Below are 23,144 nucleotides of genomic sequence, written 5' to 3'. Positions count from 1 at the left end.
TGGCAAGCGGCCCGCCGCTCGCCTAAGGCGGGGGGATGAAAACCCACATTCTGATTACCGGGGCCAGCCGCGGCATCGGTGCGGCCATCGCCGACGCGCTGGCGACCGACGCGACGAAGGTCGCCGCGCTGTCGAGCGCCGACGGCGACCTTGGCGACCCTGCGATTCCGGACCAATTATGGGCCAAAAGCCTCGACCGGCTCGACGGCCGGATCGACGTGCTCGTCAATAATGCCGGCGTTTTCGAAGCGAATCCGGTCGGTGCCAGCGATGCCGACTGGCTCGAAAGCTGGAACCGGACCCTTCAGATCAACCTGACCGCCGCCGCGCTACTGTGCCGCCGTGCGGTGCAGCACTGGCAGGCGCGCCGGGCCGCAGGCGACACGGTCGATGGCCGGATCGTCAATATCGCCAGCCGCGCCGCCTATCGCGGCGACAGTCCCGCGCATTGGCATTATGCGGCATCGAAGGCGGGCATGGTCGCGATGACCAAGACGATTGCGCGCGGCTATGCCCATGACGGCATCCTCGCCTTCGCCATTTGCCCGGGCTTCACGATGACCGGCATGGCCGAGGACTATCTCGCCAGCCGGGGCGGCGACACATTGCTCGCCGACATCCCGCTGGGCCGCGTGGCGAGCCCGGAGGAAATCGCCGAAATGGCGCGCTGGTGCGCGCTCGAAGCGCCGCCGTCGATGACCGGCGCGATCCTCGATGCCAATGGAGCCAGCTATGTCCGCTAAAAGTCTTGCCCTCGTCGCCCCGATGCTTGCCGCCCTGATGCTTGCCGGATGCGCACCGCAGGCGAGCGCCCCGGCCGCGGCACCTCCTGCTCCGACGGGCAAGGCGCTGGCCGCCGCCTGCGCCGATCGCGACGGCTGGAGCGACCCCGCGCCGCCGGCGAAGCTGTTCGGCAACACCTATTATGTCGGCACCTGCGGCATCACCGCGCTGCTCATCGACGCGCCGGCCGGACCGATCCTGATCGATACCGCCACCGCCGAAGCGGCGCCCGCGATCCTTGCCAATATCCGCGCGCTGGGATTCGATCCCAAACGTATCCGCGCGATCCTGACCAGCCATGAACATTTCGATCATGTCGGCGGCCTCGCGGCGCTGCATGCCGCGACCGGCGCGCCGGTGATTGCGCTTGCCGACGCCGCGCCGCAGCTCGAAAGCGGAACGCCCGACCCGCGCGATCCGCAACGCGGCGCCGTCGACAACTTCACCGGCGTGCCGGTCGCACAGCGCCTGCGCGACGGACAGCCGCTCGCCTTTGCCGATATCCGGATCACCGCGCACGCGACCCCCGGCCACACGCCGGGCAGCACGAGCTGGACGTGGCAATCGTGCGAAGGGTCCGCCTGCCGTACCATCGCCTATGTCGACAGCCTGACCGCCATTTCGGCCGACGGCTACCGCTTCAGCGACCATCCCGACTATGTCGCGATGCTGCGCGCGACCTTTGCCAAGGTGCCCACGCTGCCGTGCGATATTCTGATCACCCCGCATCCGGGCGCGAGCAATTTGTTCGCGCGGTTGGCGGGCGAGGCACCGCTTGCCGCCGCCGATGGCTGCGCCGCTTATGCCGCGGCGGCAGGCAAGCGACTCGACGATCGGCTGGCGAAAGAAGCGGCAACGCGATGAGCTGGATCGTCTCGCTGCCCTGCACGCGTGCGGAGGCCGAAGCGCTGTCGGGTGAAATCCCCGCGCTGGATGCGGCCCCCGAAGCGCCGGTCGTCGTAACGCGCGAGATCGACGAAGATGCCGGAACGTGGCAGCTCGACGCCTATATGGACGACGCGCCGGGCGATGATCTGCTGCGACTGATCCAATCGCTCGCCCCGAGCGCGAAGGGCGTCGCGCCGACCGTCGCCGAATTGCCCGAAGAAGATTGGGTCACGCTGTCGCAGCAGGGCCTCGAGCCGGTGCGCGCCGGACGCTTTTTCGTCCACACCAGCAGCTATGCCGACCGCGTCCCGCCGGGCACGACATCCTTTCTGATCGATGCGAGCCAGGCCTTCGGCACCGGCGGGCACGACACGACCGCGGGCTGCCTCGCGATGCTCGACCGCCTCGCCCGCGCGGGCGCCGCGCCGCGCAACATCGCCGACATCGGGACGGGCACCGGCCTGCTCGCCTTCGCCGCCATGGCACTTTGGCCGCGCGCGCGTGTCATTGCGTCGGACATCGACCCGGCGAGCATATTCGTCACGCGTGACAATGCCGCGATCAACGATGTGCCACTGGGCCGCGGCGGCGGCCGGCTCGCTCTGGCGGTCGCGCCGGGGACCGACCATCCGGCCATAAGGCACCGGGCGCCCTATGACCTCGTCATCGCCAATATTCTCGCCGGGCCGCTCATCACTCTTGCTCCCGACATTGCCGCTGCGACCGCACCCGGCGGCCGCGCCATTCTTGCCGGCCTGATCGCGCGCCAGATGGATCCCGTACTCGCCGCCTATCGCGCGCACGGCTTTCGCCTGTCCGCGCGCGGCGGCAGCGCGGAATGGCCCTGTCTGCTGCTCACCAAGCGGCGGCGCTACGGCTACCGCCGGAAGGAACGCGCCCTGCACCGTGCCAGCCCCTCGGACGCGACCTTCGGGAGCTGGTGAAATTCAGGCTTTCGCCGCCGCATAGTCCTGCGTGCCGCGGGTGATGACGGAATCGTCCGGCAGGATATCGGCGATCGGGATCGGCGGCAGCGCGGCGTTCGCGGCATAGAGCGGTGCGAAGTCGGTGTTGACCGTCGTGTCCAGAAGCTGGTCCAGGCTGTCGATCACGAAATAATTCTGCTGGAAATCGTCGATCCGATAATCGGTGCGCATCACGCGCGCGAGATCGAAGCCGATGCGATTGGGACTGTCCGAATCGAGCGCAAAGACGCTCTCGGCGTAGGACGAGACGATCCCCGCGCCATAGATGCGCAGGCCGCCGCTCTCGCGGATCAGCCCGAATTCGACCGTGTACCAATAGAGCCGCGCGAGCTGCTTCAGCGCGTCGAACTGCAGGCTCCGAAGCCCGCCTTCGCCATAAGCGACCATATAATCGGCGAATATCGGGTCGGCGAGCATCGGGACATGGCCGAACACGTCGTGAAAGACGTCGGGTTCCTGCAGATAGTCGAGCTGCTGCGGCGTGCGGATGAAATTGCCCGCCGGGAAGCGCCGGTTCGCCAGATGGTCGAAAAACACGTCGTCGGGGACAAGCCCCGGCACCGCCACGACCTGCCACCCCGTCGCCGCCATAAGCCGCGCGTTGAGCTCGCGATAATCGGGGATTCCCGGCTTTTCGAGCTTGAGCACGTCGATCCCGCGCAGAAAGGCGTCGGCGGCGCGTCCCGGCAGCATCTCGGACTGGCGCGCGAACAGCCGATCCCACATCGCATGCTCGTCGGCGGTAAAAGCGTCCCAATCCTGCGATATCGTCCAATCCGCCGCAGCGCCCGGCGGCGGCGTGTCGTGGACGTGCGTAAACTGGCTTTCCATGCGTGCAATCTACCATCAATATGGTTTCAAGTGAAACTTTATTTGCCGACCTCGACGATTTGCGTCGCCAGCCGGTCGACCTCGGCCCGATCGTGACTGACATAGAGGATCGGCACTTTCAGCTCGTCGCGTATCCGTTCGATCACCGTCATGATGTCCTCGCGCCGCGCCGCGTCGAGCGACGACAGCGGTTCGTCCATCAACAGGATTTGCGGCGCCGCGAGCAAGGCCCGGCCGATCGCGACCCGCTGCGCCTCGCCGCCCGACAGGCTTTGCGGCCAGCGACCGAGCAAATGGCCGATGCCCAGGAAATCGGCGGCCTCGTCCAGCGTCATCCAGCGATTGGCCGGATCGGCGAGACGCCAGCCATAGAGAAGATTGGCCTTCACGCGCCGATGCGGAAAGAGGCGCCCGTCCTGAAAGACGTAGCCGACGCGCCGCGCCTCGGGCGGCAGGTCGGTGGCGTCGTCGAACAATGTCCGTCCGCCGATACGGATATGCCCGCGGTCGGGGCGCAGCAGCCCGGCGACCATGTTGAGCAGGCTGGTCTTGCCGACCCCCGACGGCCCGAACAGCGCGGTCAGTCCGGCTTCGGCCGTGAACTGCGCCCCGATGACGCTCGCGCCGAAGCGCCTTTCGACGTCGATATCAATCGCCATGCCGCGCCCTTTCGGCATGGGTGCGCCGCACCAGCCATTCGGACAGGATCAGCGCACCGAGCGACAGCGCGACCGACAGCAGCGCGAGCCGGGTTACCATCGCCTCCGCCCCCGGCACCTGCAGCGCCGAATAGATGGCGAGCGGCAGCGTCTGCGTTTCGCCGGGAATGTTGGAAACGAAGGTGATCGTTGCGCCGAACTCGCCGATCGAGCGGGCGAAGCCGAGCACGAGCGCCGCCAGCACGCCGGGCAGAGCGAGCGGCAGGCTGACCGTCCGGAAGGCGTGCCAGCGCCCCGCCCCCAGCGTCCGCGCCGCGCCTTCCAGCCGCCGGTCGATCCCCTCGATCGACAGGCGCATCGCGCGCACCATCAGCGGCAGCGCCATGATCGCCGCGGCCAGCGCGGCGCCGGTCCAACGGAACATCAGCGTGACGCCCAGCCAGTCCTGCAACCGGCTGCCGATCGGGCCGAGCGGCCCGAAGGCGACAAGCAGCAGCCAGCCGGTGACGACGGGCGGCAGGACGAGCGGGAGATGGACCAGCGCATCGAGCAGCAGCCGCCCCGGAAAACGATAGCGCGCGAGTACCCAGGCGAGCGCGAAGGCAAGCGGCAGCGTCGCAAGCACCGCGACCCCGCCGACCTTGAGCGACAGCGCGACAATCCCCCACTCCTCGGCCGACAGCATCAGGGCGCCGTAAAGCCGTGGCGCGCGAAGATCGCACGCGCCTGCCGCGCCAACAGGAACGCACGGAACGCCGCCGCGTCGCGGCTGCGCGACGTCTTGAGCAGCGCCAGCGGATAACGGATCGGCGGATGGCTGGCGGCGGGAAAGGTGCCGACGACGCGTACCGCCTGCGACGCCTGCGCATCGGTGGCATAGACGATACCGAGCGGCGCGGCACCGCGTTCGACGAGCGCCAGCGCGGCGCGGACATTCTCGGCCGGTGCGAGCTTGTCCGCCACATCGCCCCACACGCCGAGCGCGGTCAGCGCCGCCTTGGCATATTTGCCCGCGGGCACCGCGTTCGGATCGGCCACCGCGAGCCGCCCGCCGCCGAGCGCGCGCGCTAACGCAAAGCCGCGCGCCGGGGCAAGGTGCAGCCTGCTCGCCCTGGGGGCGATCAGCACGAGCCGGTTGCCGACCAGATTGGCGCGCGTGCCGGGGCGGAGCAGCCCCGCCTTGGCGACGGCATCCATCCAGGGCTCGTCGGCGGAGATGAACAGGTCGGCAGGCGCCCCCGCCATGATCTGCCGCGCGAGCGCCGACGATCCCGCAAAGGACAGGACGGGGCGCGCATGCCCCTGCGCCGCCCACGCATTGGCGGCGTCGGTCAGCGACTCCTGAAGGCTGGCCGCCGCAAGGATCAACGGCCCGCGCTCGGCCGCTGCCGCCATGGGCGCCACGATGGTCAGGACAAGGAGGAGCAGCAGGCGCCGGAGGATCGTCATGGCGGCGACCATAGCCATGCTACGCCGGGCGCGAAAGCGGCGGCAGGACGCGAACATGGCGATAGCCGCGCTCGATCGTTCCGCGCGCCGACAGATCGCGCAGCGCAGCGCCCAGCGTGACGCGCGATACGCCGAGCAGATCGGCGAGCTGTTGCTGCGTCGCACGCACCGTCATCCCGTCGGCGGCGTCGGCGGCCATTGCCGCGAGCAGCCGCGCCAGCCGTTCGGCGACGGGCAGCCGCCGTTCGGCATCGATGATGTCGAGCGACACGGCAAGCTGGCGGCCCAGACTGCGCAGCAGCAGCTCGGCCCAGCCGATATCGGCGGTCATCAGCGCGCGAAGCACCGGGCGGTCGATGGCAACCAGCCGCGCCGGACCGCTGGCAATCGCGTCGACCTGGCGCTCCAGCCCGGTGAAGAAGGCCAGCTCGCCGAAGATATCGCCGGGCCCCAGCACCGCAAAGGCGGTGAAGGCGCCATCCTCGGCATAGCGGCCGACGAGCACATGCCCCTCGATCACCGCCCAAAAAGCATCGCCCGGATCACCTTGATGTTGGACGAACTGGCCATCCGCAAAGGATCGCGGCGACGTCATCGCGAGCAGCCGGTCGCGTTCGACGCCCGAAAGGCGCGTTCGCTCGGCGAGGGCCAATTGATAACTTCTTTGCATTGTCGAGTCGGTTTCTGTGCCACCACGCCGCGAAAGACAAGTGGCACAAGGCCGCAACGGGAGAATCGGGATGCAGCTTACCTCGGCCCAATCGAGCCTGATCGTCGTCGCAATCTATGTCGGTTTCTGCCTGCTCGAGCTGATCCGCACGCGCCTGTTCGCCAAATCCGAACAGTCGCGCCACGACGGCATCATCGAAATCGTCAGCACCTTCACGCTGCTCATCGCGACCCAGCCCGCGATCCTGCTGATCGTCGGCGCGCTCGGCCACGCCTGGTTCCCGCAATATCAAGGCGCGCTGGCGCACGCCCCTTGGTACGCCGCGCTCGCGCTGTTCCTCGTCTTTGAAGACATGATGCAATATTGGTGGCACCGCGCGTCGCACAGCACCGCGTGGCTCTACAACCTGCACCGCGCGCACCATAATGCCCGCTATATGAGCGTCCGGCTCGTCTACCGGAACAACATCATCTATTATGCGATGATGCCGAGCATCTGGTTCGCCGGGGTGCTCGTCTACCTCGGGCTCGGCTGGTTCTACGCCTTCTACCTCATCGTGAAGATGGCGGTGATCATCGGCGCACACAGCGATGTCGCCTGGGATGCGCCGCTCTATCGCATCCGGGCGCTCGCCCCGGTGATGTGGGTCGTCGAACGCACGATCAGCACCCCCGCGACGCATCATGCGCATCACGGCCGCCACGCCGACGACCCGGCGGTCAATTACAAAGGCAATTTCGGCAATCTACTCTTCTTCTGGGACGTGCTGTTCGGCACCGCAAAGATCACGCGCGCCTATCCGCAAAGCTATGGCGTCGAAAATCTGCCGCCGGCCACGCTGGGCCAGCAGCTTTTGTGGCCGATCTTTCCCGAGAACAAGGACATGCATGCGGTCATCCCCGGCGCCACGCCAGGGACCAGCGAACCGCATGCGGTCGCGGCGGGCTGAACGGGTCGCAGCACGTCCCGCCAGCGCGCGGCCCGGCACCTGTGGGGGGATGCCGGGCCGTTTGCCGGTCGGCAGATCAGCGCGCCGCGGAAGCCATTCCCAGCCAGCGTGCCACCCGCGGCAGGCGCGGCAGGATCAGCCGGTCGACGAGCCACAGCAGGATCAGCGACGCCGCAAGCAGCGGCAGCAGCGCAGCAAGGAACAGCACGATCGCCGCCACCCCCTTCAGCCGCGCCGGATCGCGCGGCATCGGCGGCGCGCCGATCGCATCATCGGGCTTGCGGCGGCGCCACATCAGGAAACCCGACACGGCAAGCGTGACCATCGCAAGCGCCGTTGCGACGCCGATGAGTTGATTGACGATGCCGAATAGCTGCCCTTCGTGCCAGGCGATGCCGTAGCCGACGGCGCGGTCGATCACATGCTTGTCGGCAAAACCGCTGCGCGCCACCTCGATCCCCGTCACCGGATCATAGCTGACCTTGCGCACGAGCGGGCGGTTCTGCGTCTGCGTCGTCAGCGTCCAGACATTGCCGTTGGGCGGCCCGAACATATTGGGCGCCCCCGGCGGCTGGATGATCGCCGGCGCGGGCATATGTTCGGCCTGCGCGCGCAGCACGATCCGGTCGAGCTTGACCCGCGGCGCATCGCCCGCGTTCGCCATCCGATGCGCCGGCGTCGCCCCGTTCATTGCCTTGGCCATCGCGCCATGATCGTGCGCGGCGTGCGGATCGAGCCCGCCCTTCCAGTCCTGCACCCCCGACACCCAGCCCATCTCGGCGCGCACGGCGCGAAAGCCCGTCGCCCAGATGTCGGTCCACGGCAGCGCGGTGGTGAGGAGGACGAGCGCGAGGCCCGATACCCAGAATCCCGCGACGGCGTGCAGATCGCGCAGCGCCGCGCGGCCGCCAAGGCTCAGCCGCGGCCAGACGACCCCGGCCAATCCCCGCCCGCGCGGCCACCAGAGATAGAGGCCGGTCAGGATCATCACGATCGCCCAGCTCGCCGCGAGTTCAACGAGGATGCCACCGCCCAGCCCCAGCAGCAGCTTGCCGTGCAACCGCGCGAGCCATGCCGTCCAGCGCTGGTCGGGATCGGCCGACCCGATAACGCGTCCCTGCGGAGACACAGCCACATCGCGCATTGTGCCGCCGGGCAGGCCGAGATGGATCACCGCGGCGTCGCCCGGTGCTTCCGGGATGCGATAAGAATGAAAGGCCGCGCCGGGAAAGGCGGTGAGCGCCGCCGCGACCTGCGCGTCGGCATCGACGCGCTGCGCGGCGGCCAGCCCGCGCCAGTCGCGCTCCTCCCACCGGTCGATCTGCGGCTTGAACAGATAGGCCGCACCGGTCAGCGACAGGATCAGGATGAAGGGGATGACGAACAGCCCGGCATAGAAATGCCAGCGCCAGATCGTGCGATAGAGCGGCATGCGGCTGATGTCGGCCATCCCCCTCCTCCCCGTCAGAACCGCGCGCGAAGGCCGGCCGAAATGGCGCGGCGTTCGACGGGGTAATAGATCGCCGACGTCGGGGTCGCGGTGATCGTCGCGCTGATATCGCCGATGGCCCTTTTACCGGTGATGTTGCGCACGTCGACGAACGCGTCGATGCCGTCGGTAATCCGCGCACCGCCGGTGATACCGATCAGCGCATAGCCCGGCGTCCGCACCAGATTGCGATAATCGGCATAAGGGCCGTCGGGCACCCACTCGACATTCGGCGCGACGTGCAGCGCCTCGCTCCCCAGCCGCAACTCGGCGCGATAGACATGCTTCGGCACCACCGGCAGGCGGTTGTTGCCGAACTGGCTGTCGCCGCGGAAGCGGAAGTCGCTGTAGGTATAGATCTGGCGCAGCCGCACCCACGGCGCGAAATTCAGCTCGAGCGCCGCCTCGATCCCCTGATGCAGCGTCCGGTCGGCGTTGAAGGTCGCGGCCGGAATGCTGCTGTTCGTCGAGAATTGCAGCATCTCGCCGGTCAGCGTCGAGCGGTAGAGCGCCAGATCCCAATGCGCGATGCCCGCGCTGCCGCGCGTGCCGATCTCGGCCGTCCACGCGCGTTGCGGGCGGATGGCGGAGACGACGGCGCTGGTCGGCGGGGTGCCGATCGTCTGGAACACCTCGCCGAAACCGGGAAATTCGGCCGAACGGCTATAGTTGGCGAAAATCTGGATGCGGCTCGACGGTTCGAACAGCAATCCGAATTTCGGCGAAAAGGCGTCGAGATCGACGCGCCCGTCGGTCGCCGGAGACGCCGAGAAATTGACGTGGCGCTTGCGCCAGCCATCGGCATAGACGCCCCCCGCAATCAGCGAAAGCTGCGGCACCGGGCGCACGCGGACCTCGCCATAGAGGCTCGCCGTCTGCGCTTTCTGGTCGGCGTCGAAGGTCAGCGCGCCGCGCGACCCGCTGATGTTCACGAACTGCTTCGCCTTGGTGCTGCCGTGGCGAAGCTCGCCACCCAGCGTCAGTTCGACCGGCCCCGCCGCATAGTCGAGGCGCGCGAAGCTGCCGACATCGGTCGATTTCTGGTCGATCACCTGAAAGATCGGGTGGAACAGCGATTTGGCGTTGATGAAGCCGCCAACCTCCAGCGTCGCCGATCCGAAATCGAAGGTCGTGCGGTTCTGCAGGCGCAGCGAATCGATGTCGCGCTGCTGATCGCCCGCCGCGCTGCCGGGGTTCGCCATCTTTGGCGTCGTCAGCGCCTGGTCATAGGTCAGGGCGCCCGGAAGCCGCTGGTCGATATTGTTGAAGCTGGCGTAGAAACGCGTCGAAACGGTATCGCTGAACCGCAAGCCAACATTGGAATGAAAGCGAAAGCTCCGCCGCCCCGCATGATCCCGATCCCCGTCCGACGTGTCGGCGCTGACCGCGCCCCACGCATCGACCGCATCGCTCGCCACCCCGGCTGAGACGAGTCCACGCAGCATCGAAAAGCTGCCCGCGTCGGCGCGCAGATAGACGCCCTCGGCGGTGCGGCCGGTCGGCGTCACGCCATTGATCGCGCCGCCGAGCGTGCCCGACCCGAAGCGCAGCGCATTGGCGCCACGATAGACTTCGAGATGGTCGAAGAAGATCGGTTCGAGTTCCTGGAAATCGCCATTGTCGTCGGCGAGGTTGATCGGCACCCCGTCCTGGAGCAGCGTGATGCCGCGCATGTGGAAACCGCGCGACAGGCCCGAACCGCGGATCGACAGGCGCACTTCCTGCCCATAGCGCGGCTGGAGATAGACTCCGGGCGAAAAGGCCAGCGTGTCGCGCAGGCTGACGATCGATTTGTCGGCATAATCTTCATAGGAAACGACATCGGTGCCGCCGGGCGTTTTGGCGGCGCGCGCTTCGGCCGCATCGGTAAGCTGCGGCGCGGTGACGATGATCGTCGACTGGTCTTCGGCGTCCGCGGCATGGGCGGTGGACGACAGGGAAATGGCGAGCGCCAGCAATGGCGCCGCACGGGTCACGTGACTCTTCATGGAAAATCCTTCGCTTGAACACAGGCAGAACCGCGCCGCGCGAGGTGCGCGGACGGTCATCAAACCGGGTCAGGCGAAGGCGGGTGGTCCGGTGCTCGGCGGCAGCGGCGACGCGATCCCGGGCGCATAGCCAAGCGCGGGAATCGCGACCGGCGCGGGATCGGCCGCGGCGAGCGCGACGGGGAGCACGGGCGTATCGGGAACGATCGGGGCCACCGCGAGGGCGCCCCACGGGCAATGCTGCTGTCCCTTGCCGCTGTCGTGGTCGCCCGCCCTTTCAAGCGGGATGGTCAATGTCGCGCCGGGATTGGCGGGGTCCGAACAGACGCGCACGGTGATCGCGCCCTTCGCGTCGCTTTCGATCATCCAGCCGGGCGCGACGAAGACGCGCGCCGCCAGTGCCAGCAGCACGGGCAGCAGCAACAGGATGCCGGGACGGCGCAAGACGGCAAGAACCCCCACGCGCCGCGCCTTATGCCCGTCCGCGTGCGCTGGCAAGCGGACATGATGCCCTATTCGGCGGGCGCCTCGTCGATCTTCTTGCCCGTCCGCGTCCACGGATAGAGGAACTGGCCGCCATAGCTGCGCGGTACATCTTCGGGGATGCCGTAATTTTCGGGCCAGCGATCCTTCGGCAGATGAAAGGTGCCGAACAGCTTGTCGAGGAAAGGAAAGTGGATCGCGAAATTGACGTCGAACGCCTCGCGTTCCAGCCCATGGTGCCAATGGTGAAAGCGCGGCGTCGCGATCCAGTGCCCCAGCCGGTTGAACTCGCCGCCGACATTGGCGTGGAGAAGCGACGACCAGACATAGACGAAGCCGATATAGGCCTGCATCACCGACGGGCTGAACCCGAGCGTGAACAGCGGCAGCGAGGTGATCGAACGCAGAAGGATGATCTCGACGAAATGCATCCGCGATCCCGCGAGCCAGTCCATCGATTTCGCGCTGTGATGGATCGCGTGGAATCCCCACAGAAAGGGGATTTTGTGGAACAGCCGGTGATACCAATATTGCGCGAGGTCGGAGACGAAGAGGACGATGGCGAACTGCGCGATCCAAGGCAGCGCCGCGACCCCGGCGCGGAATGCCGCCCAACTGCTCGTATGGTCGTTGACGAACGCCTGCGGGGCGAGCGCAAGAAAGCCCAATATCTGAACGAACATCGTGCTGACGAGATAATAGAACAGATCCTCGCGCCATTCGGTGCGGAACAATCGCTGCGTGCGGCGGTGCGGAAAGACGCGCTCGAGCGGCGCGAACATGAAGCCGGTGACGAGTAGGTTGACGACGAAAAAGTCGAGCCCGAAGAAAATGCCCCAGTCGCGCGTTTCGGCGGGCTGGACATTGGCGCCGCCCATCAACGCCGCCGCCAGCCCGATCATCAGCGCGGTCAGCCCCAACACCTTGCGCGGCCGCAGCAGCAGGCTGAGCAGCGACAGGCCATAGCTCGCGAGCAAAGTCAGGTGGACGATCCCGCGAAATCCGGTCCAGCCCTTGACGATCTCGAGCTCGGGCGTCGCGAACCAGTCGGGAAAGCGCAGCGCGACAACCATGAAAAAGCCGCTGATCGCAAACAGCAATCCGAAGAAGCCCGAAAGCCACCCGCTCCCGAACCGCCGCACCTCGGTATGCGATTCCAGATCGCGCATGAGGCTCTTCAGATAGTCGCTCTTAGCCATTTTGCCCCCTCGCCCCCCTCCGCATGACCAACCATATGTCCCGCGGTGCTATCCCGCCGCCGCCACAATTTCCGCCCACTGCGCCTCGTCGATCACCCTGATGCCGAGTGCGGCCGCCTGCTTGAGCTTCGACCCCGCGCCCGGCCCGGCGACGACGAGGTCGGTCTTGGCACTCACCGACCCCGCCGCCTTGGCGCCGAGCGCCTCGGCCTGCGCCTTCGCTTCGTCGCGGCTCATCGTCTCGAGTTTGCCGGTAAATACGACCGTCTTGCCCGACACCTCGCTCTCGCGGGTTTCGACGACGTAGAGCGGCGGCGACACTTCGCTGAACAGATCGTCCCAGAGCGCGCGGTTGTGCGGCTCATGGAAGAAATCGCTCAGCGCCTCGGCGACCGCGGGGCCGATGCCGTCGGCGCGCACTTCGAGGATGGCCTTGATTGCGTCGAGTTTGCGGCTTGCATATTTGCCGTCGGATTCGTCCGGATCTTGCGGGTTCGCCTCGGTCCAGGCCCGCAATTGCTCGGCCTTTTCGGGCAATCGCCGGATGTCGCCGATCCCCTTGAGCAGATCGCGCGCGGTCACCGCGCCGATATGCCGGATGCCGAGCCCGAACAGCAGCCGCGCGGCGTCGGGCTGCCGCTTTGCCTCGATTGCGGCAATCAGCTTGTCGACCGATGTTTCCTTCCACCCTTCCCGTCCGAGCAGTTCGTCCCGGTGCGCCTTCAAGCGGAAGATGTCGGCCGGTCCCTTGTCGAGCCAGCAGAGATCCATGAATTCCTGAATACTCTTCTCGCCCAGCCCCTCGATGTCGAGCGCACCGCGGCTGACGAAGTGGCGCAGCCGCTCGAACTTCTGCGCCGCGCAGATCAGCCCGCCGGTGCAGCGGACATCGACCTCGCCCTCCTCGGCAACCGCTTCGCTGCCGCAGACGGGGCAATGGTCGGGGAAGATATAGGGGTCGCGCGGCGTGTCGCGGGTGAGATTGTCGACCACTTGCGGAATCACGTCGCCCGCGCGCTGGACGACGATGCGGTCCCCCGGCCGGACACCGAGCCGTGCGATCTCGTCGCGATTGTGCAATGTCACGTTCGAGACGACGACACCGCCGACGGTCACGGGGGTCAGGCGCCCGACCGGGGTCAGCTTGCCAGTGCGGCCGACCTGGATGTCGATGGCTTCAAGGGTCGTCTGCGCGCGTTCGGCGGGGAATTTATGCGCGATGGCCCAGCGCGGCGCCTTGGCGACGAAGCCGAGCCGTGCCTGCCAGTCGAGCCGGTCGACCTTGTAGACGACGCCGTCGATATCATAGGGCATGTCGGCGCGCCGCCGCTCGATCTCGGCATAATGGGCGAGCAGATCGGCGACGCTGTCGCAGCGCGCGAGCAGCGGCGACACCGGAACGCCCCAGCCCGCGAGCGCATGCATGACGCCGAACTGGGTATCGGCGGGAAGCGCGCTTACCTCGCCCCAGCCATGCGCAAGGAAACGCAGCGGGCGCGCCGCAGTGACGCTCGCGTCCTTCTGGCGCAGCGATCCCGCCGCGGCGTTGCGGGGGTTGGCGAACTGGCGGACGGTGGCGGGATCGAATATCTGTTCGCGCTGTTCGGCGAGCGCCCGCCCCTCCTCCATCAACCGTTCGTTGAGCGCCGAAAAATCCGATTTCGACATATAGACTTCGCCGCGAATCTCGAAAACGTCGGGGGCGTCCCCCGGCAATTCCTGCGGAATATCCGCGATATGCCGCACATTGGCGGTGACATCCTCGCCCACCGTCCCGTCGCCGCGCGTCGCGGCCTGCACCAGCCTGCCCTTTTCGTAGCGCAGCGAGCAGGACAGGCCGTCGATCTTGTCCTCGGCGGTCATCGCCACCACGGCATCGCCCGGAAGGTTCAGGAAACGCCGCACGCGCGCGGCGAATTCCTCGACATCCTCGGCCGCGAAAGCATTGTCGAGGCTCATCATCCGCACCGCATGGGCGACCTTGGCGAGCGGCGATGCCTCGACCGCCGCACCGACCAGTCGGTTCGGGCTGTCGGCACGGATCAGGTGCGGAAAGGCGGCTTCAAGCTCGTTATTGCGACGGACGAGCGCGTCGTATTCGGCGTCTGAAATCTCCGGCGCATCCTCGGCATGATAACGATTGTTGTGATGGGCGATCGTCCTGGCGAGACGCATCAGTTCGTTGGCGGCGTCGGCTTCAGTGGTCACGGCGATTTCAAAGCTTCCAACAGGGCGGGGTCGGCGAAGACCTGCCGCACGAGCAAGGGATAGAGCGCATTATACTGCCGGAACGCCTCGGGGATAGCGATGGCGCCGATAAAATCACCCTTCCAGCGCGTCTCGACTCGATAGTCCTTCGAAAAGCCCGGCCCTTCGCCGCGTAGCACCGTGATGCGCACACCCAGCGACGCATGAGTCTCGCCGGCCCGGCTTTCGATCAGCCGCCCCGCGATCGCGACCGGCGCGCTTGCATCGAAGCGCCCCGCCGCTCGCAGTTCCTTTTCGAAGCTCATGCCCAGAAATTCGGCGAAGCTGGCCCCCTTCGGCGGGCTGAGCGTCGAGCCGCGAATGATAACGGCGCGCGCAATGGGTGCCTGCCCGCCCGCATCGACGAAAGGACCTAGCGCGATCGGCGGAACCTTTGCCGCACGCAGCGACTTCAGCGTCTCGATCGACGGCGCCGTGTCGTCGATCTGCGCATGGACGCAGCCCGCCAGCGCAAGAAGGGCTGTCGTCGCGGCGAAAAAGGCGAGCCGCCGCCAGGCCATCTATTGCGGGAAAGCGGGATCGGAGACGAGATTGTTGACGCCGCGATCCGTCGCCTGACGCACCACCGTCTTCACCGCCTCGGTCACATTCTTGACCTGCGTCCCCGGAATTTCGACGTCCTTCTTGCCATATTTCATGTGCAATGCGTGCTGAACCAGCGTCTTGATCGACGCGGCGCCCTCGCCCGGCAGATATTCGAAGGTCACGTCATAGCGGTCGGTCGCGACGACGCCACCGAACAGCCCGAAGCCGAGCCCGGCGCGAAAGCCGTCTTTCTTCGCCTTGTCGACATCTTCCTTCTTGACGATATTGTTGAAAGTGACGCTGAGCACGGCGCCGCCGGCGACGGGAGTCTCGAGCACCTCGCTGAACGCGCCGCTCTTTTGCAGCGCTTCGATGATCCAGGGTTTGACTTCCTTGGTCGCGCGCGGGTTGGGCGCGCCATCGCGCTGAAACTCGAAGATCAGTTGGACCGGCCGCGGCGTCGCGGGCGCCTTCTTTTCCTCGGGCTTCACTTCGCCCAGTGTGTTGTCGACATACCATTTTGCCGCCTGTGCCGCCGTCGGCAGGGCAAACAGCAGCAGGGCCGCGAGCGCCATCAAGCCCTTGGTGCGCGCGGATAAAATCGATTTCAGCATGATAGCCCCCTCCCCAATGGAAATTGGATATCACCGCGAGCGAAATCGGCAAGCCGCTTTGCATCGCCCCGCTCGCCATCGCTCAGCGCAGAGGGGATGCAATCGGCCTGAACTCGGCGCGAGCGCCAAATCCCGCGATCAGCGGGCGGCCCTTTTTGATGGCCGCCTGCACCGACGGCAATTGCAGCGACGCGGCATGGGCATCCTTGTCAGCCCAAAGCTCGACGATCCACAGCGCATCTGGATTGGCGCTGTCTTCGCCGACCAGATAGGCGAAATTGCCGGGCATCGCGTCTGTATCCTCGGTCAGGATCGCAGCAAGCGCAGCGCGCTGGCCGGGCTGCGCGATCATCTGGCCGATCAGGCCATAATGGGGCTGTTCTTCGTCCATGATCGTCTCCAAGGCCAGCAGGTCGCGCGGTGCGAGAACTGCTGCTGCGAAAGTCGCGAGCGCGGCAAGATGGGTGCGTCTGTCCATCACCGTGCAATCACCAGCACGTGCACCTGTCGCCGTTCCCGAAAGCCGAGCGATTCATACAGCGCGATCGCGCCTTCATTGTCGGCATAGCTGTGCAGAAAGGGCGTCTCGCCGCGCTGCGCCATCGCGCGCAGGACATGGCCGATCAACGCGCGCGCCAGTCCGCGGCCGCGGCAATCGGCCCAGGTCGCGACGCCGCTGACCTCCGCCATGCCGGGAACCAGCATCCGTTGCCCCGCCATCGCAAGCAGGCGCCCCTCTTCGCGTACGCCGAAGAAAGGGCCGTAGAGATGCGTCTTCGGCCCCCACGGCCCCGGCTTCGCATGCTCGGCAAGCGCGGTCATTTCAGCCGCATCGGCATCCCCCAGCGGCACGATGAGGGGATCGTCTGCGCGCGGTTCGGGCGGTGGCCCTTCCGCAACCATCTGCGTCAGAATGGCGCGCTTAACCTCGCGAGTTCCCGGCGGCAGCGGCCAAGCCTCGCCTTCGACCAGCCACAGTTCGCCACCCTCAGGAACAAGCGCCGCGAGCGCGGCTTGCGCCGCCGCGCCGGTGTCGGAAGCGGCACCGAACGGGCCGTAATCCCGATCGATCCGCACCGCCCGCGCATCGCCCTGTGCCAGATGCGCCTGTCGGCCGCTCAGGATACTCCAGATCGGTCGGTCGAGCGGATGCGCGGTCACGCCGCGACCTCGAGCAGCCGGTCTGCCTGCGCCCGTGCTTCCGCGGTCACTTCGGCCCCCGACAGCATCCGGGCGATCTCCTCGCGGCGGCCTGCTTCGTCGAGCGCGCGGACACCGGTGCGCGTCACCGTTCCTTCGCTCGACTTGGCGATCATGAAATGCGTCGCGCCCTTGGCGGCGACCTGCGGGCTGTGCGTCACCGCGAGCAATTGCTTGCCCGCGCCCTGTCCGCTTCCGCTGGCAAGCCGTGCCAGCCGCTCGCCGATCGCGCTCGCCACCGCGCCCCCGACGCCGCGGTCGATCTCGTCAAAGATGATCGTGTCGGCCCCGCCCTCTTCGGCAAGCGCAACCTTCAGCGCGAGGATGAAGCGCGACAATTCGCCGCCCGAGGCAATTTTGGCGAGCGGAGCAAAGGGTGCGCCGGGATTGGTCGCGATCAGAAATTCGACGCGGTCGATACCGTCCGCACCCCAACGCTCGGCAGGCAGGCGTTCTACGAGCGTCCGGAAGCGCGCGGCATCGAGCTTGAGCGGCGCCAGTTCGCCGGCCACCGCCGCATCGAGCCGCGCCGCGGCCTTCGTCCGCTGATCCGACAGCGCGGTCGCGGCATGGGTGTAGGCGGCGGCACTTTCGGCGACCGCCGCTTCGAGCCGGGAAAGCCCCGCGCTGCCGCCCTCGATCGCGTCGAGCCGCGCGGCGAGATCGTCTGTCAGCGCGGCCAGTTCGTCGGGCTGGACGCCATGCTTGCGCGCCATTGCGCGCAGTTCGAACAGCCGCGTCTCGGTCGCTTCGAGCCGGTCTGGATCATATTCCAAGGCGCGTGCCGCCTCATGCAGCTTGGCTTCGGCATCGTCGGCATCGATGATCGCGCGATCGAGACTGGCGAGCGCTTCGGCAAGCAGCGGATGGTCGCCCGCCAGCCTATCGAGCCGCCGCGCGGCACCGCGCAGCAGGGCGGGACCGCCGGCGCTGCCGTCGAATGCCTCCATGATCGTGGAAAGGTCGCCCGCAATCCGCTCGCCCTTCTGCATCGCGGCGCGCGCCTCGGCGAGTTCGGCCTCTTCGCCCGGCTGCGGCGCCAGCGTTCGCAACTCGGCGACGCAATGCTCCAGCCATTCGCGGTCGCGCTCGGCCTCGGCAATCGCGGCGCGCGCTGCCGCCAGCCGCTCCTCGGCGCTGCGCCAGCTCGCATGCGCCGCCGCCACCGCACCGGCATCGGCGCGCGCATAGACATCCAGCAGCGCGCGATGCCCCGCGGGCGCGAGCAGACCGCGATCGTCATGCTGCCCGTGAATTTCGACCAGATAACTGCCGACTTCGCGCAGCAGCGCCGCCGAACAGGGCTGATCGTTCAGGAAGGCGCGGCTGCCGCCGTCGGCCTTGACAGTGCGGCGGATGAGCAGCGGTTCGCCATCTTCCAGCACGACATCATTGTCGGCGAGCAGCGCAGCGAGCGGCGTGCCTGCTGCCGGCGGCGCAAAGCTGGCGGTGACCTGCGCCCGGTCGCTGCCCTGCCGCACCAGCGCCGTGTCGGCGCGCGCGCCCAGCGCAAGCCCCAGCGCGTCAAGCAGGATCGACTTGCCGGCGCCGGTTTCGCCCGTGAGCACGCCCAGCCCGCCCTCGAAATCGAGGTCGAGCCGTTCGATCAGAACGATATTCGATATGGACAGCGCGGTCAGCATCCGGCCCCGCCTTACAATAGAACAAAGCGCGAATCTATCGCGCGATGCATCAGGCGCTGGGCGCGTGCTTTTCCATCAGCTTGTACGCGCGCTCGTACCATTTGCTGCCGGGATAATTGGCGCCGAGGACGGCCGCCGACTTCTTCGCTTCTTCGGGAACGCCGAGCGCGAGATAGCATTCGGTCAGTCGGAACAACGCCTCGGGCGCGTGGCTGGTCGTCTGATATTTGTCGACGACTTCGCGGAAGCGGATCGAGGCCGCGAGCCAGTTCGAGCTGCGCTCGTAAAAGCGGCCGATTTCCATCTCCTTGCCCGCCAGATGGTCGCGGACAAGGTCGAGCTTCAACCGCGCATCGGCGGCGTAGCGGCTATCGGGATAGCGTCGCACAATCTCGCCCAGCGCGGCCTGCGCCTGCTGCGTGATCTTCTGGTCGCGGGTCACGTCGCTGATCTGCTCATAATAGCTGAGCGCGATCAGATAATAGGCGTAAGGCGCATCCTTGTTGCCGGGGTGGATCGACAGGAAACGCTGCGCCGATTCGATCGACGGCGTATATTCGCGGTCCATATAATAGGAAAAGGCGCTCATCAGCTGCGCCCGGCGCGCCCAAGGCGAATAGGGGTGCTGGCGTTCAACCTCGTCGAACAGCGCCGCGGCGATCTTGTACTGGCCGCGGTCGAGACGATCCTGCGCGGCGCGATAGAGCGTATTCACGTCACGCGCGACGTAGCGCGTGTCCTTCTTGACCCCACCCCCGCCGGCGCAGGCCGCGAGCAGCGGCGAAATCACGAGGGCGGCGGCGATCAGGCGCACGGCGGCGCGAGAGGAAGGGCGCTGAGTCATGGGCGCGGTATAGCCACAGCGCAGATGAACGCAAAATAAATGATCATGTCTTTCGTCGGCTTCGCGAACCAAATCGTCCGGCGGCGCCCGGGGGCGTCACGGCGCCGGAACCGGGGGCGCCTTCACCACACAGCCTTTGGGTGCATCGGCAGGCGCCGGAACGCGGCGCGCCGACAGGATGGTCACGGCGGGATCGAGGATCTGGCCGCGCATCACGCCCTCGCCCGCGGTCTCGGAAACCGGCATCGCGTAGATTTTTTCCGCGACGTCGCGCCCCGAAGCAATCTCGCCGAATACCGCGAAACCCGCTCCATCGCCGCCAGGCGCGTCGGCGTCGAAGCCCTTGATGTCGGACAGCAGCAAAAAGAAATCGGTCGTCGCATCGCCGGGGCGCAAATGCGCCATCACCAGCGCACCGTTGCAATTGGTAAGGCCGGTTTTCGTCGTCGGCTCATGCGCGATCGGCGGGAAGTTGGTTCGCGGGTCACCGCGGTTGCCCGCCTGAATCAGCTTGTTTCCTTCGCCCCAACTGCGCGTCGTGCGATAGAATTTGAACCCGTCCATGCGCTTGCTGTCGACATAGCGGAGGAAATTGGCGCTGGTGATCGGCGCCCGCTTGTCCTCCAGCCGAACGACGATCGTGCCCGCGTCGGTCTTGAGCGCGACATAAGGCCGCGTATCGGGCGCCGCGACCTCCACCGGGGGCGTCACGGCCGCCGGAACGGGCGGCGGCGGCGGGGGCAGTTGCGTGGTCTGTGCCGGAACGGACTGCACCGCAAAGACGAGCGACAGGATAAGGGGAGCGAACATGGACCTTTCTGCGGACCTCTCTCTGGTTGGCGGGCGGTCAGGCTAGACGCCCCGGCAGCGAACGCCAAGCCCTTGCGCCGACGCCTATTCGACGAAGGCCGCCGCTACGGTCACGCCCTCGGCGTTCCAGGCAGGAACCGCCTGCGCGGTCATCGGCACCATGAAGCGCTTCGGCTTGTGCCCCGCTTCGGCCGGACGTTCGATTTCCAATATGTCGCCGGCGCCGAAATTCTCGACCGCCACGACATGACCGACGGCCTCGCCGTCGGTCGAAACGCAGGGCAGGCCGATCAGGTCGTGATGATAATATTCCCCCGGCGCGAGCGACGGCAGCGCCGAGCGCGGGACCGTCAACACCGTACCGCGCAGCGCTTCGGCGGCGCTGCGATCGGCGATTTCGGCAAAGCTTGCCACCGCCCCCTGATTGGCGGGGCGTACCGATTTCAGCGTCAGCTTGCGGGCGCCGGCGTCGAAAACGGAAAAGGCGCGGAGAGCCTCCGCGCCTTCACCGAACAATTTGAGCCGCACCTCGCCCCGCACCCCGTGCGCGCCGGCAATGGCGGCCAGGGTGACGGGACGATCGGCGGCGGCCAAGGGTTTAGCCTTCGGCCTTTTCTTCGCCGGCTTCGGCGACGGGGCCGCCTTCGGCAACTTCTTCGGCGATCGCAGCCGCATCGTCGGCGCTCGCGTCGGCCGGAACCTCCTCGGCAACCGCGTCGGCAACCGCTTCGGCGGTTTCTTCGCTCTTCACCGAGCCGGTCGCATCCGATTCAGCCGCTTCGGGAGCAGCTTCTTCGGCCGGAGCCGGAGCCGCAGCGGCGGCCGCCGCAGCTTCTTCGGCCTCGGCCAGCTTCGCGGCCTTTTCTTCGGCGCGTTCCTTGGCCTTTTCGCCCGGGACAGCCTTGTTCGGGTTGTTGCGGGCCGAACGTTCCTTCACACCTGCGGCGTCGAGGAAGCGGGCGACGCGGTCGGTCGGCTGCGCGCCAACCGAAACCCAATGCTTCGCGCGTTCGGCGTCGAGCTTGACGCGGTCCGGATTATCCTTGCCGAGCAGCGGGTTGTAGCTGCCGATGCGTTCGATGAAACGGCCGTCGCGCGGGCTGCGCGAATCGGCAACGACGATCTTGTAATAGGGGCGCTTTTTCGAACCGCCGCGCGAAAGGCGAATGGTGGTAGCCATGATATTTTCCTTCTGACTTTCTAACTTTGACTTTGATTTTCCGGGTTATTTCTTCTTGTTCAGCAGATTGGCGAGATCGGGCGGAAGTCCGGCACCGCCAAGGCCGGGCAGTCCGCCGACACCGCCGCCGCCGCCCATGCCACCGCCGCCCATTCCGGGGATGCCGCCGCCGCGGCCGAGGAGGGCGCCAAGGCCCTTGAGGCCGCCCATCTTGCGAATCTTCTTCATCGCAGTGGACATTTCCTGGTGCATTTTCAGCACCTTGTTCACCTGCTGCACCGTGGTGCCCGACCCGTTGGCAATGCGGATCTTGCGCTTCGCATTGATGATTTCGGGCTTCGCGCGTTCCTTTGGCGTCATCGAGCCCATGATCGCGTCGAAATGGACCAGCACCTTGTCGTCGGTGCCGCTCTGCGCCATCGCCGCCTGCGCCTTTTTCAGGCCGGGGATCATGCCCGCCAGCGCACCCAGTCCGCCCATGCGGCGCATCTGGTTCAATTGCGTGCGAAGATCGTCGAGGTCGAATTGACCCTTCGCCATCTTCTTCGCCATCGCCTCGGCCTCTTCGGCCTGGATCGTCTCGGCGGCGCGTTCGACGAGGCTGACGACGTCGCCCATGCCGAGGATGCGGCCCGCGATGCGCGAGGGCTGGAAGACTTCAAGACCGTCAAGCTTTTCGCCGGTGCCCGCGAATTTGATCGGCTTGCCGGTGACGGCGCGCATCGACAGCGCGGCGCCGCCGCGCGCATCGCCATCCATGCGGGTGAGCACGACGCCGGTCAGCGGCACCTGTTCGGTGAAGCGCTGCGCGACCTGCACCGCGTCCTGACCGGTCAGGCTGTCGACGACGAGCAGCGTTTCAGCCGGATTCGCCGTGCGCGATACCGCCTGCATCTCGTCCATCAATTGCTGATCGACGTGGAGGCGGCCCGCGGTATCGAGCATCAGCACGTCGAAGCCTTGAAGCTTCGCCGCCTGCATGGCGCGCTGCGCAATCTCGACCGGCTGCTGCCCGGCGATGATCGGCAAGGTCGCGACGTCGATCTGACTACCGAGGACGGCGAGCTGTTCCTGCGCGGCGGGACGATTGACGTCGAGCGACGCCATCAGCACCTTCTTGCGCTCCTTGTCCTTCAGCCGCTTCGCGATCTTCGCGGTCGTCGTCGTTTTGCCCGACCCCTGAAGGCCGACCATCATCACAACGGCGGGCGGCGTGACGGCAAGGTCGAGTTCGGCAGCTTCGGAGCCGAGCATTTCGGTCAGCGCGTCGCTGACGATCTTGACGACCTGCTGCCCCGGCGTGACCGAGCGCAGGACATTCTGACCGACCGCAAGTTCGGTGACCTGGTCGACGAAGCTGCGCACCACGGGCAGCGCGACGTCGGCTTCGAGCAGTGCGATGCGCACTTCGCGCATCGCCGCGCGCACGTCAGCCTCGGTCAGCGCACCGCGGCCGCGGAGCTTCCCGAAAACATCGCCAAGCCGATTGCTCAGACTGTCGAACATGCGCTTCCAAACCCTTCTCTCGATCCGCAACGCAAAACACGCCGGTGAGCGAAACCTCGCCAACCAGCGGCTATCCGTGGACAGAAATTCCGTCGCGGATGTCGATATGCCCACCCGAATCCAATGGGCGAACGGCGGCTCCTTAGGCGAGATCGCCCACAAAGGCAAGTCGGACCGCCC

General features: G+C 66.8%; 24 protein-coding genes. 4 read left to right on the top strand and 20 right to left on the bottom strand.

The features are described 5' to 3' along the window. Window positions 1–35: 35 nt before the first annotated feature. The 3 genes from ATE59_RS03225 to ATE59_RS03215 are packed head-to-tail and all read left to right on the top strand — an operon-like array spanning window position 36 to window position 2,615. Window positions 36–743, top strand: coding sequence for an SDR family NAD(P)-dependent oxidoreductase (locus ATE59_RS03225; RefSeq protein ID WP_058811167.1), 708 nt, complete (start codon window positions 36–38; stop codon window positions 741–743). After that, complete coding sequence (bla, locus tag ATE59_RS03220) at window positions 733–1,647, top strand: subclass B3 metallo-beta-lactamase (protein WP_058811166.1); 915 nt, start codon at window positions 733–735, stop codon at window positions 1,645–1,647. The genes ATE59_RS03225 and bla overlap by 11 nt, the downstream gene beginning before the upstream one ends. After that, window positions 1,644–2,615 carry a 50S ribosomal protein L11 methyltransferase gene (locus ATE59_RS03215; protein ID WP_058811165.1) on the top strand — a complete coding sequence of 324 codons (972 nt, stop codon included), beginning with the start codon at window positions 1,644–1,646 and terminating at the stop codon, window positions 2,613–2,615. Before bla ends, ATE59_RS03215 begins: the two co-directional genes overlap by 4 nt. A 3-nt stretch (window positions 2,616–2,618) precedes the next feature. Here the strand turns inward: ATE59_RS03215 and phhA are convergent, their stop codons facing one another. From phhA to ATE59_RS03190, 5 genes are read right to left on the bottom strand one after another with little or no spacing between them, the layout of a single operon-like run. Further along, on the bottom strand, window positions 2,619–3,488 hold the full coding sequence (gene phhA / locus ATE59_RS03210) for a phenylalanine 4-monooxygenase (RefSeq protein ID WP_003042977.1): 870 nt from the start codon (window positions 3,486–3,488) through the stop codon (window positions 2,619–2,621). A 38-nt stretch (window positions 3,489–3,526) separates the two neighbouring features. After that, window positions 3,527–4,147 carry a molybdenum ABC transporter ATP-binding protein gene (locus tag ATE59_RS03205; RefSeq protein WP_058811164.1) on the bottom strand — a complete coding sequence of 207 codons (621 nt, stop codon included), beginning with the start codon at window positions 4,145–4,147 and terminating at the stop codon, window positions 3,527–3,529. Next, window positions 4,137–4,832 carry a molybdate ABC transporter permease subunit gene (gene modB, locus ATE59_RS03200; RefSeq protein WP_003042982.1) on the bottom strand — a complete coding sequence of 232 codons (696 nt, stop codon included), beginning with the start codon at window positions 4,830–4,832 and terminating at the stop codon, window positions 4,137–4,139. The genes ATE59_RS03205 and modB overlap by 11 nt, the downstream gene beginning before the upstream one ends. Further along, window positions 4,832–5,596 (bottom strand): molybdate ABC transporter substrate-binding protein, encoded by a 765-nt coding sequence (gene modA, locus ATE59_RS03195; protein WP_231737155.1) that lies wholly within the window; start codon window positions 5,594–5,596, stop codon window positions 4,832–4,834. Before modA ends, modB begins: the two co-directional genes overlap by 1 nt. Before the next feature lie 19 nt (window positions 5,597–5,615). Next, window positions 5,616–6,266, bottom strand: coding sequence for a Crp/Fnr family transcriptional regulator (locus tag ATE59_RS03190; protein WP_082657271.1), 651 nt, complete (start codon window positions 6,264–6,266; stop codon window positions 5,616–5,618). A gap of 70 nt (window positions 6,267–6,336) precedes the next feature. Here ATE59_RS03190 and ATE59_RS03185 point away from each other — a divergent pair, with 70 nt between their 5' ends. Further along, the gene (locus ATE59_RS03185) at window positions 6,337–7,215 is read left to right on the top strand and encodes a sterol desaturase family protein (protein WP_058811161.1); all 879 of its coding nucleotides are present in this window, start codon (window positions 6,337–6,339) and stop codon (window positions 7,213–7,215) included. Between the two features lie 76 nt (window positions 7,216–7,291). Here ATE59_RS03185 and ATE59_RS03180 read toward each other — a convergent pair whose 3' ends face one another. The 15 genes from ATE59_RS03180 to ffh form a co-directional block, all read right to left on the bottom strand. Further along, window positions 7,292–8,665, bottom strand: a complete 1,374-nt coding sequence (locus ATE59_RS03180; RefSeq protein ID WP_058811160.1) for a PepSY-associated TM helix domain-containing protein — start codon at window positions 8,663–8,665, stop codon at window positions 7,292–7,294. Between the two features lie 14 nt (window positions 8,666–8,679). Beyond that, on the bottom strand, window positions 8,680–10,692 hold the full coding sequence (locus tag ATE59_RS03175; protein ID WP_058811159.1) for a TonB-dependent receptor family protein: 2,013 nt from the start codon (window positions 10,690–10,692) through the stop codon (window positions 8,680–8,682). Between the two features lie 69 nt (window positions 10,693–10,761). Further along, entirely contained in the window at window positions 10,762–11,154 is a 393-nt protein-coding gene (locus ATE59_RS03170; RefSeq protein WP_058811158.1) for a hypothetical protein, read from the bottom strand. A gap of 50 nt (window positions 11,155–11,204) precedes the next feature. After that, the gene (locus tag ATE59_RS03165) at window positions 11,205–12,374 is read right to left on the bottom strand and encodes a sterol desaturase family protein (RefSeq protein ID WP_058811157.1); all 1,170 of its coding nucleotides are present in this window, start codon (window positions 12,372–12,374) and stop codon (window positions 11,205–11,207) included. Between the two features lie 48 nt (window positions 12,375–12,422). Then, window positions 12,423–14,549 carry an NAD-dependent DNA ligase LigA gene (gene ligA, locus ATE59_RS03160; RefSeq protein WP_058811300.1) on the bottom strand — a complete coding sequence of 709 codons (2,127 nt, stop codon included), beginning with the start codon at window positions 14,547–14,549 and terminating at the stop codon, window positions 12,423–12,425. 29 nt (window positions 14,550–14,578) lie between these two features. Next, a complete protein-coding gene (locus ATE59_RS03155; protein WP_058811156.1) occupies window positions 14,579–15,142 on the bottom strand; it encodes a hypothetical protein in 564 nt (187 codons plus the stop codon). After that, on the bottom strand, window positions 15,143–15,781 hold the full coding sequence (locus ATE59_RS03150; protein WP_058811155.1) for a hypothetical protein: 639 nt from the start codon (window positions 15,779–15,781) through the stop codon (window positions 15,143–15,145). 82 nt (window positions 15,782–15,863) lie between these two features. Then, window positions 15,864–16,259, bottom strand: a complete 396-nt coding sequence (locus ATE59_RS03145; protein WP_058811154.1) for a putative quinol monooxygenase — start codon at window positions 16,257–16,259, stop codon at window positions 15,864–15,866. After that, window positions 16,259–16,942 carry a GNAT family N-acetyltransferase gene (locus ATE59_RS03140; protein WP_058811153.1) on the bottom strand — a complete coding sequence of 228 codons (684 nt, stop codon included), beginning with the start codon at window positions 16,940–16,942 and terminating at the stop codon, window positions 16,259–16,261. Before ATE59_RS03140 ends, ATE59_RS03145 begins: the two co-directional genes overlap by 1 nt. Beyond that, window positions 16,939–18,624: a DNA repair protein RecN gene (gene recN, locus ATE59_RS03135; RefSeq protein WP_058811152.1), complete on the bottom strand. Its 1,686-nt coding sequence runs from the start codon at window positions 18,622–18,624 to the stop codon at window positions 16,939–16,941. The genes ATE59_RS03140 and recN overlap by 4 nt, the downstream gene beginning before the upstream one ends. A gap of 49 nt (window positions 18,625–18,673) precedes the next feature. Then, window positions 18,674–19,468, bottom strand: a complete 795-nt coding sequence (locus ATE59_RS03130; protein WP_040589805.1) for an outer membrane protein assembly factor BamD — start codon at window positions 19,466–19,468, stop codon at window positions 18,674–18,676. 96 nt (window positions 19,469–19,564) lie between these two features. Next, window positions 19,565–20,278, bottom strand: coding sequence for a peptidylprolyl isomerase (locus ATE59_RS03125; RefSeq protein WP_058811151.1), 714 nt, complete (start codon window positions 20,276–20,278; stop codon window positions 19,565–19,567). Between the two features lie 84 nt (window positions 20,279–20,362). Beyond that, window positions 20,363–20,872, bottom strand: a complete 510-nt coding sequence (gene rimM / locus ATE59_RS03120; protein WP_058811150.1) for a ribosome maturation factor RimM — start codon at window positions 20,870–20,872, stop codon at window positions 20,363–20,365. 4 nt (window positions 20,873–20,876) lie between these two features. After that, window positions 20,877–21,458: a 30S ribosomal protein S16 gene (gene rpsP, locus ATE59_RS03115; RefSeq protein WP_003043030.1), complete on the bottom strand. Its 582-nt coding sequence runs from the start codon at window positions 21,456–21,458 to the stop codon at window positions 20,877–20,879. A gap of 45 nt (window positions 21,459–21,503) precedes the next feature. Continuing rightward, window positions 21,504–22,964: a signal recognition particle protein gene (gene ffh / locus ATE59_RS03110; protein WP_058811149.1), complete on the bottom strand. Its 1,461-nt coding sequence runs from the start codon at window positions 22,962–22,964 to the stop codon at window positions 21,504–21,506. Between the last annotated feature and the right edge of the window lie 180 nt (window positions 22,965–23,144).

It is taken from the genome of Sphingopyxis sp. A083, assembly GCF_001468495.1.
In the GTDB taxonomy this organism is placed as follows: Bacteria; Pseudomonadota; Alphaproteobacteria; order Sphingomonadales; family Sphingomonadaceae; genus Sphingopyxis; species Sphingopyxis terrae.
Note: the sequence above shows the minus strand (reverse complement) of the source record. Positions and strands in the feature narration are given on the sequence as shown.

Excerpts from the sequence above, each read along its gene's own strand:
- ATE59_RS03225 (WP_058811167.1), top strand. The coding sequence starts at position 36 with ATGAAAACCCACATTCTGATTACCGGGGCCAGCCGCGGCATCGGTGCG.
- bla (WP_058811166.1), top strand. The coding sequence starts at position 733 with ATGTCCGCTAAAAGTCTTGCCCTCGTCGCCCCGATGCTTGCCGCCCTG.
- ATE59_RS03215 (WP_058811165.1), top strand. The coding sequence starts at position 1,644 with ATGAGCTGGATCGTCTCGCTGCCCTGCACGCGTGCGGAGGCCGAAGCG.
- phhA (WP_003042977.1), bottom strand. The coding sequence starts at position 3,488 with ATGGAAAGCCAGTTTACGCACGTCCACGACACGCCGCCGCCGGGCGCT.
- ATE59_RS03205 (WP_058811164.1), bottom strand. The coding sequence starts at position 4,147 with ATGGCGATTGATATCGACGTCGAAAGGCGCTTCGGCGCGAGCGTCATC.
- modB (WP_003042982.1), bottom strand. The coding sequence starts at position 4,832 with ATGCTGTCGGCCGAGGAGTGGGGGATTGTCGCGCTGTCGCTCAAGGTC.
- modA (WP_231737155.1), bottom strand. The coding sequence starts at position 5,596 with ATGACGATCCTCCGGCGCCTGCTGCTCCTCCTTGTCCTGACCATCGTG.
- ATE59_RS03190 (WP_082657271.1), bottom strand. The coding sequence starts at position 6,266 with ATGCAAAGAAGTTATCAATTGGCCCTCGCCGAGCGAACGCGCCTTTCG.
- ATE59_RS03185 (WP_058811161.1), top strand. The coding sequence starts at position 6,337 with ATGCAGCTTACCTCGGCCCAATCGAGCCTGATCGTCGTCGCAATCTAT.
- ATE59_RS03180 (WP_058811160.1), bottom strand. The coding sequence starts at position 8,665 with ATGGCCGACATCAGCCGCATGCCGCTCTATCGCACGATCTGGCGCTGG.
- ATE59_RS03175 (WP_058811159.1), bottom strand. The coding sequence starts at position 10,692 with ATGAAGAGTCACGTGACCCGTGCGGCGCCATTGCTGGCGCTCGCCATT.
- ATE59_RS03165 (WP_058811157.1), bottom strand. The coding sequence starts at position 12,374 with ATGGCTAAGAGCGACTATCTGAAGAGCCTCATGCGCGATCTGGAATCG.
- ligA (WP_058811300.1), bottom strand. The coding sequence starts at position 14,549 with ATGCGTCTCGCCAGGACGATCGCCCATCACAACAATCGTTATCATGCC.
- ATE59_RS03155 (WP_058811156.1), bottom strand. The coding sequence starts at position 15,142 with ATGGCCTGGCGGCGGCTCGCCTTTTTCGCCGCGACGACAGCCCTTCTT.
- ATE59_RS03150 (WP_058811155.1), bottom strand. The coding sequence starts at position 15,781 with ATGCTGAAATCGATTTTATCCGCGCGCACCAAGGGCTTGATGGCGCTC.
- ATE59_RS03145 (WP_058811154.1), bottom strand. The coding sequence starts at position 16,259 with ATGGACAGACGCACCCATCTTGCCGCGCTCGCGACTTTCGCAGCAGCA.
- recN (WP_058811152.1), bottom strand. The coding sequence starts at position 18,624 with ATGCTGACCGCGCTGTCCATATCGAATATCGTTCTGATCGAACGGCTC.
- ATE59_RS03130 (WP_040589805.1), bottom strand. The coding sequence starts at position 19,468 with ATGACTCAGCGCCCTTCCTCTCGCGCCGCCGTGCGCCTGATCGCCGCC.
- ATE59_RS03125 (WP_058811151.1), bottom strand. The coding sequence starts at position 20,278 with ATGTTCGCTCCCCTTATCCTGTCGCTCGTCTTTGCGGTGCAGTCCGTT.
- rpsP (WP_003043030.1), bottom strand. The coding sequence starts at position 21,458 with ATGGCTACCACCATTCGCCTTTCGCGCGGCGGTTCGAAAAAGCGCCCC.
- ffh (WP_058811149.1), bottom strand. The coding sequence starts at position 22,964 with ATGTTCGACAGTCTGAGCAATCGGCTTGGCGATGTTTTCGGGAAGCTC.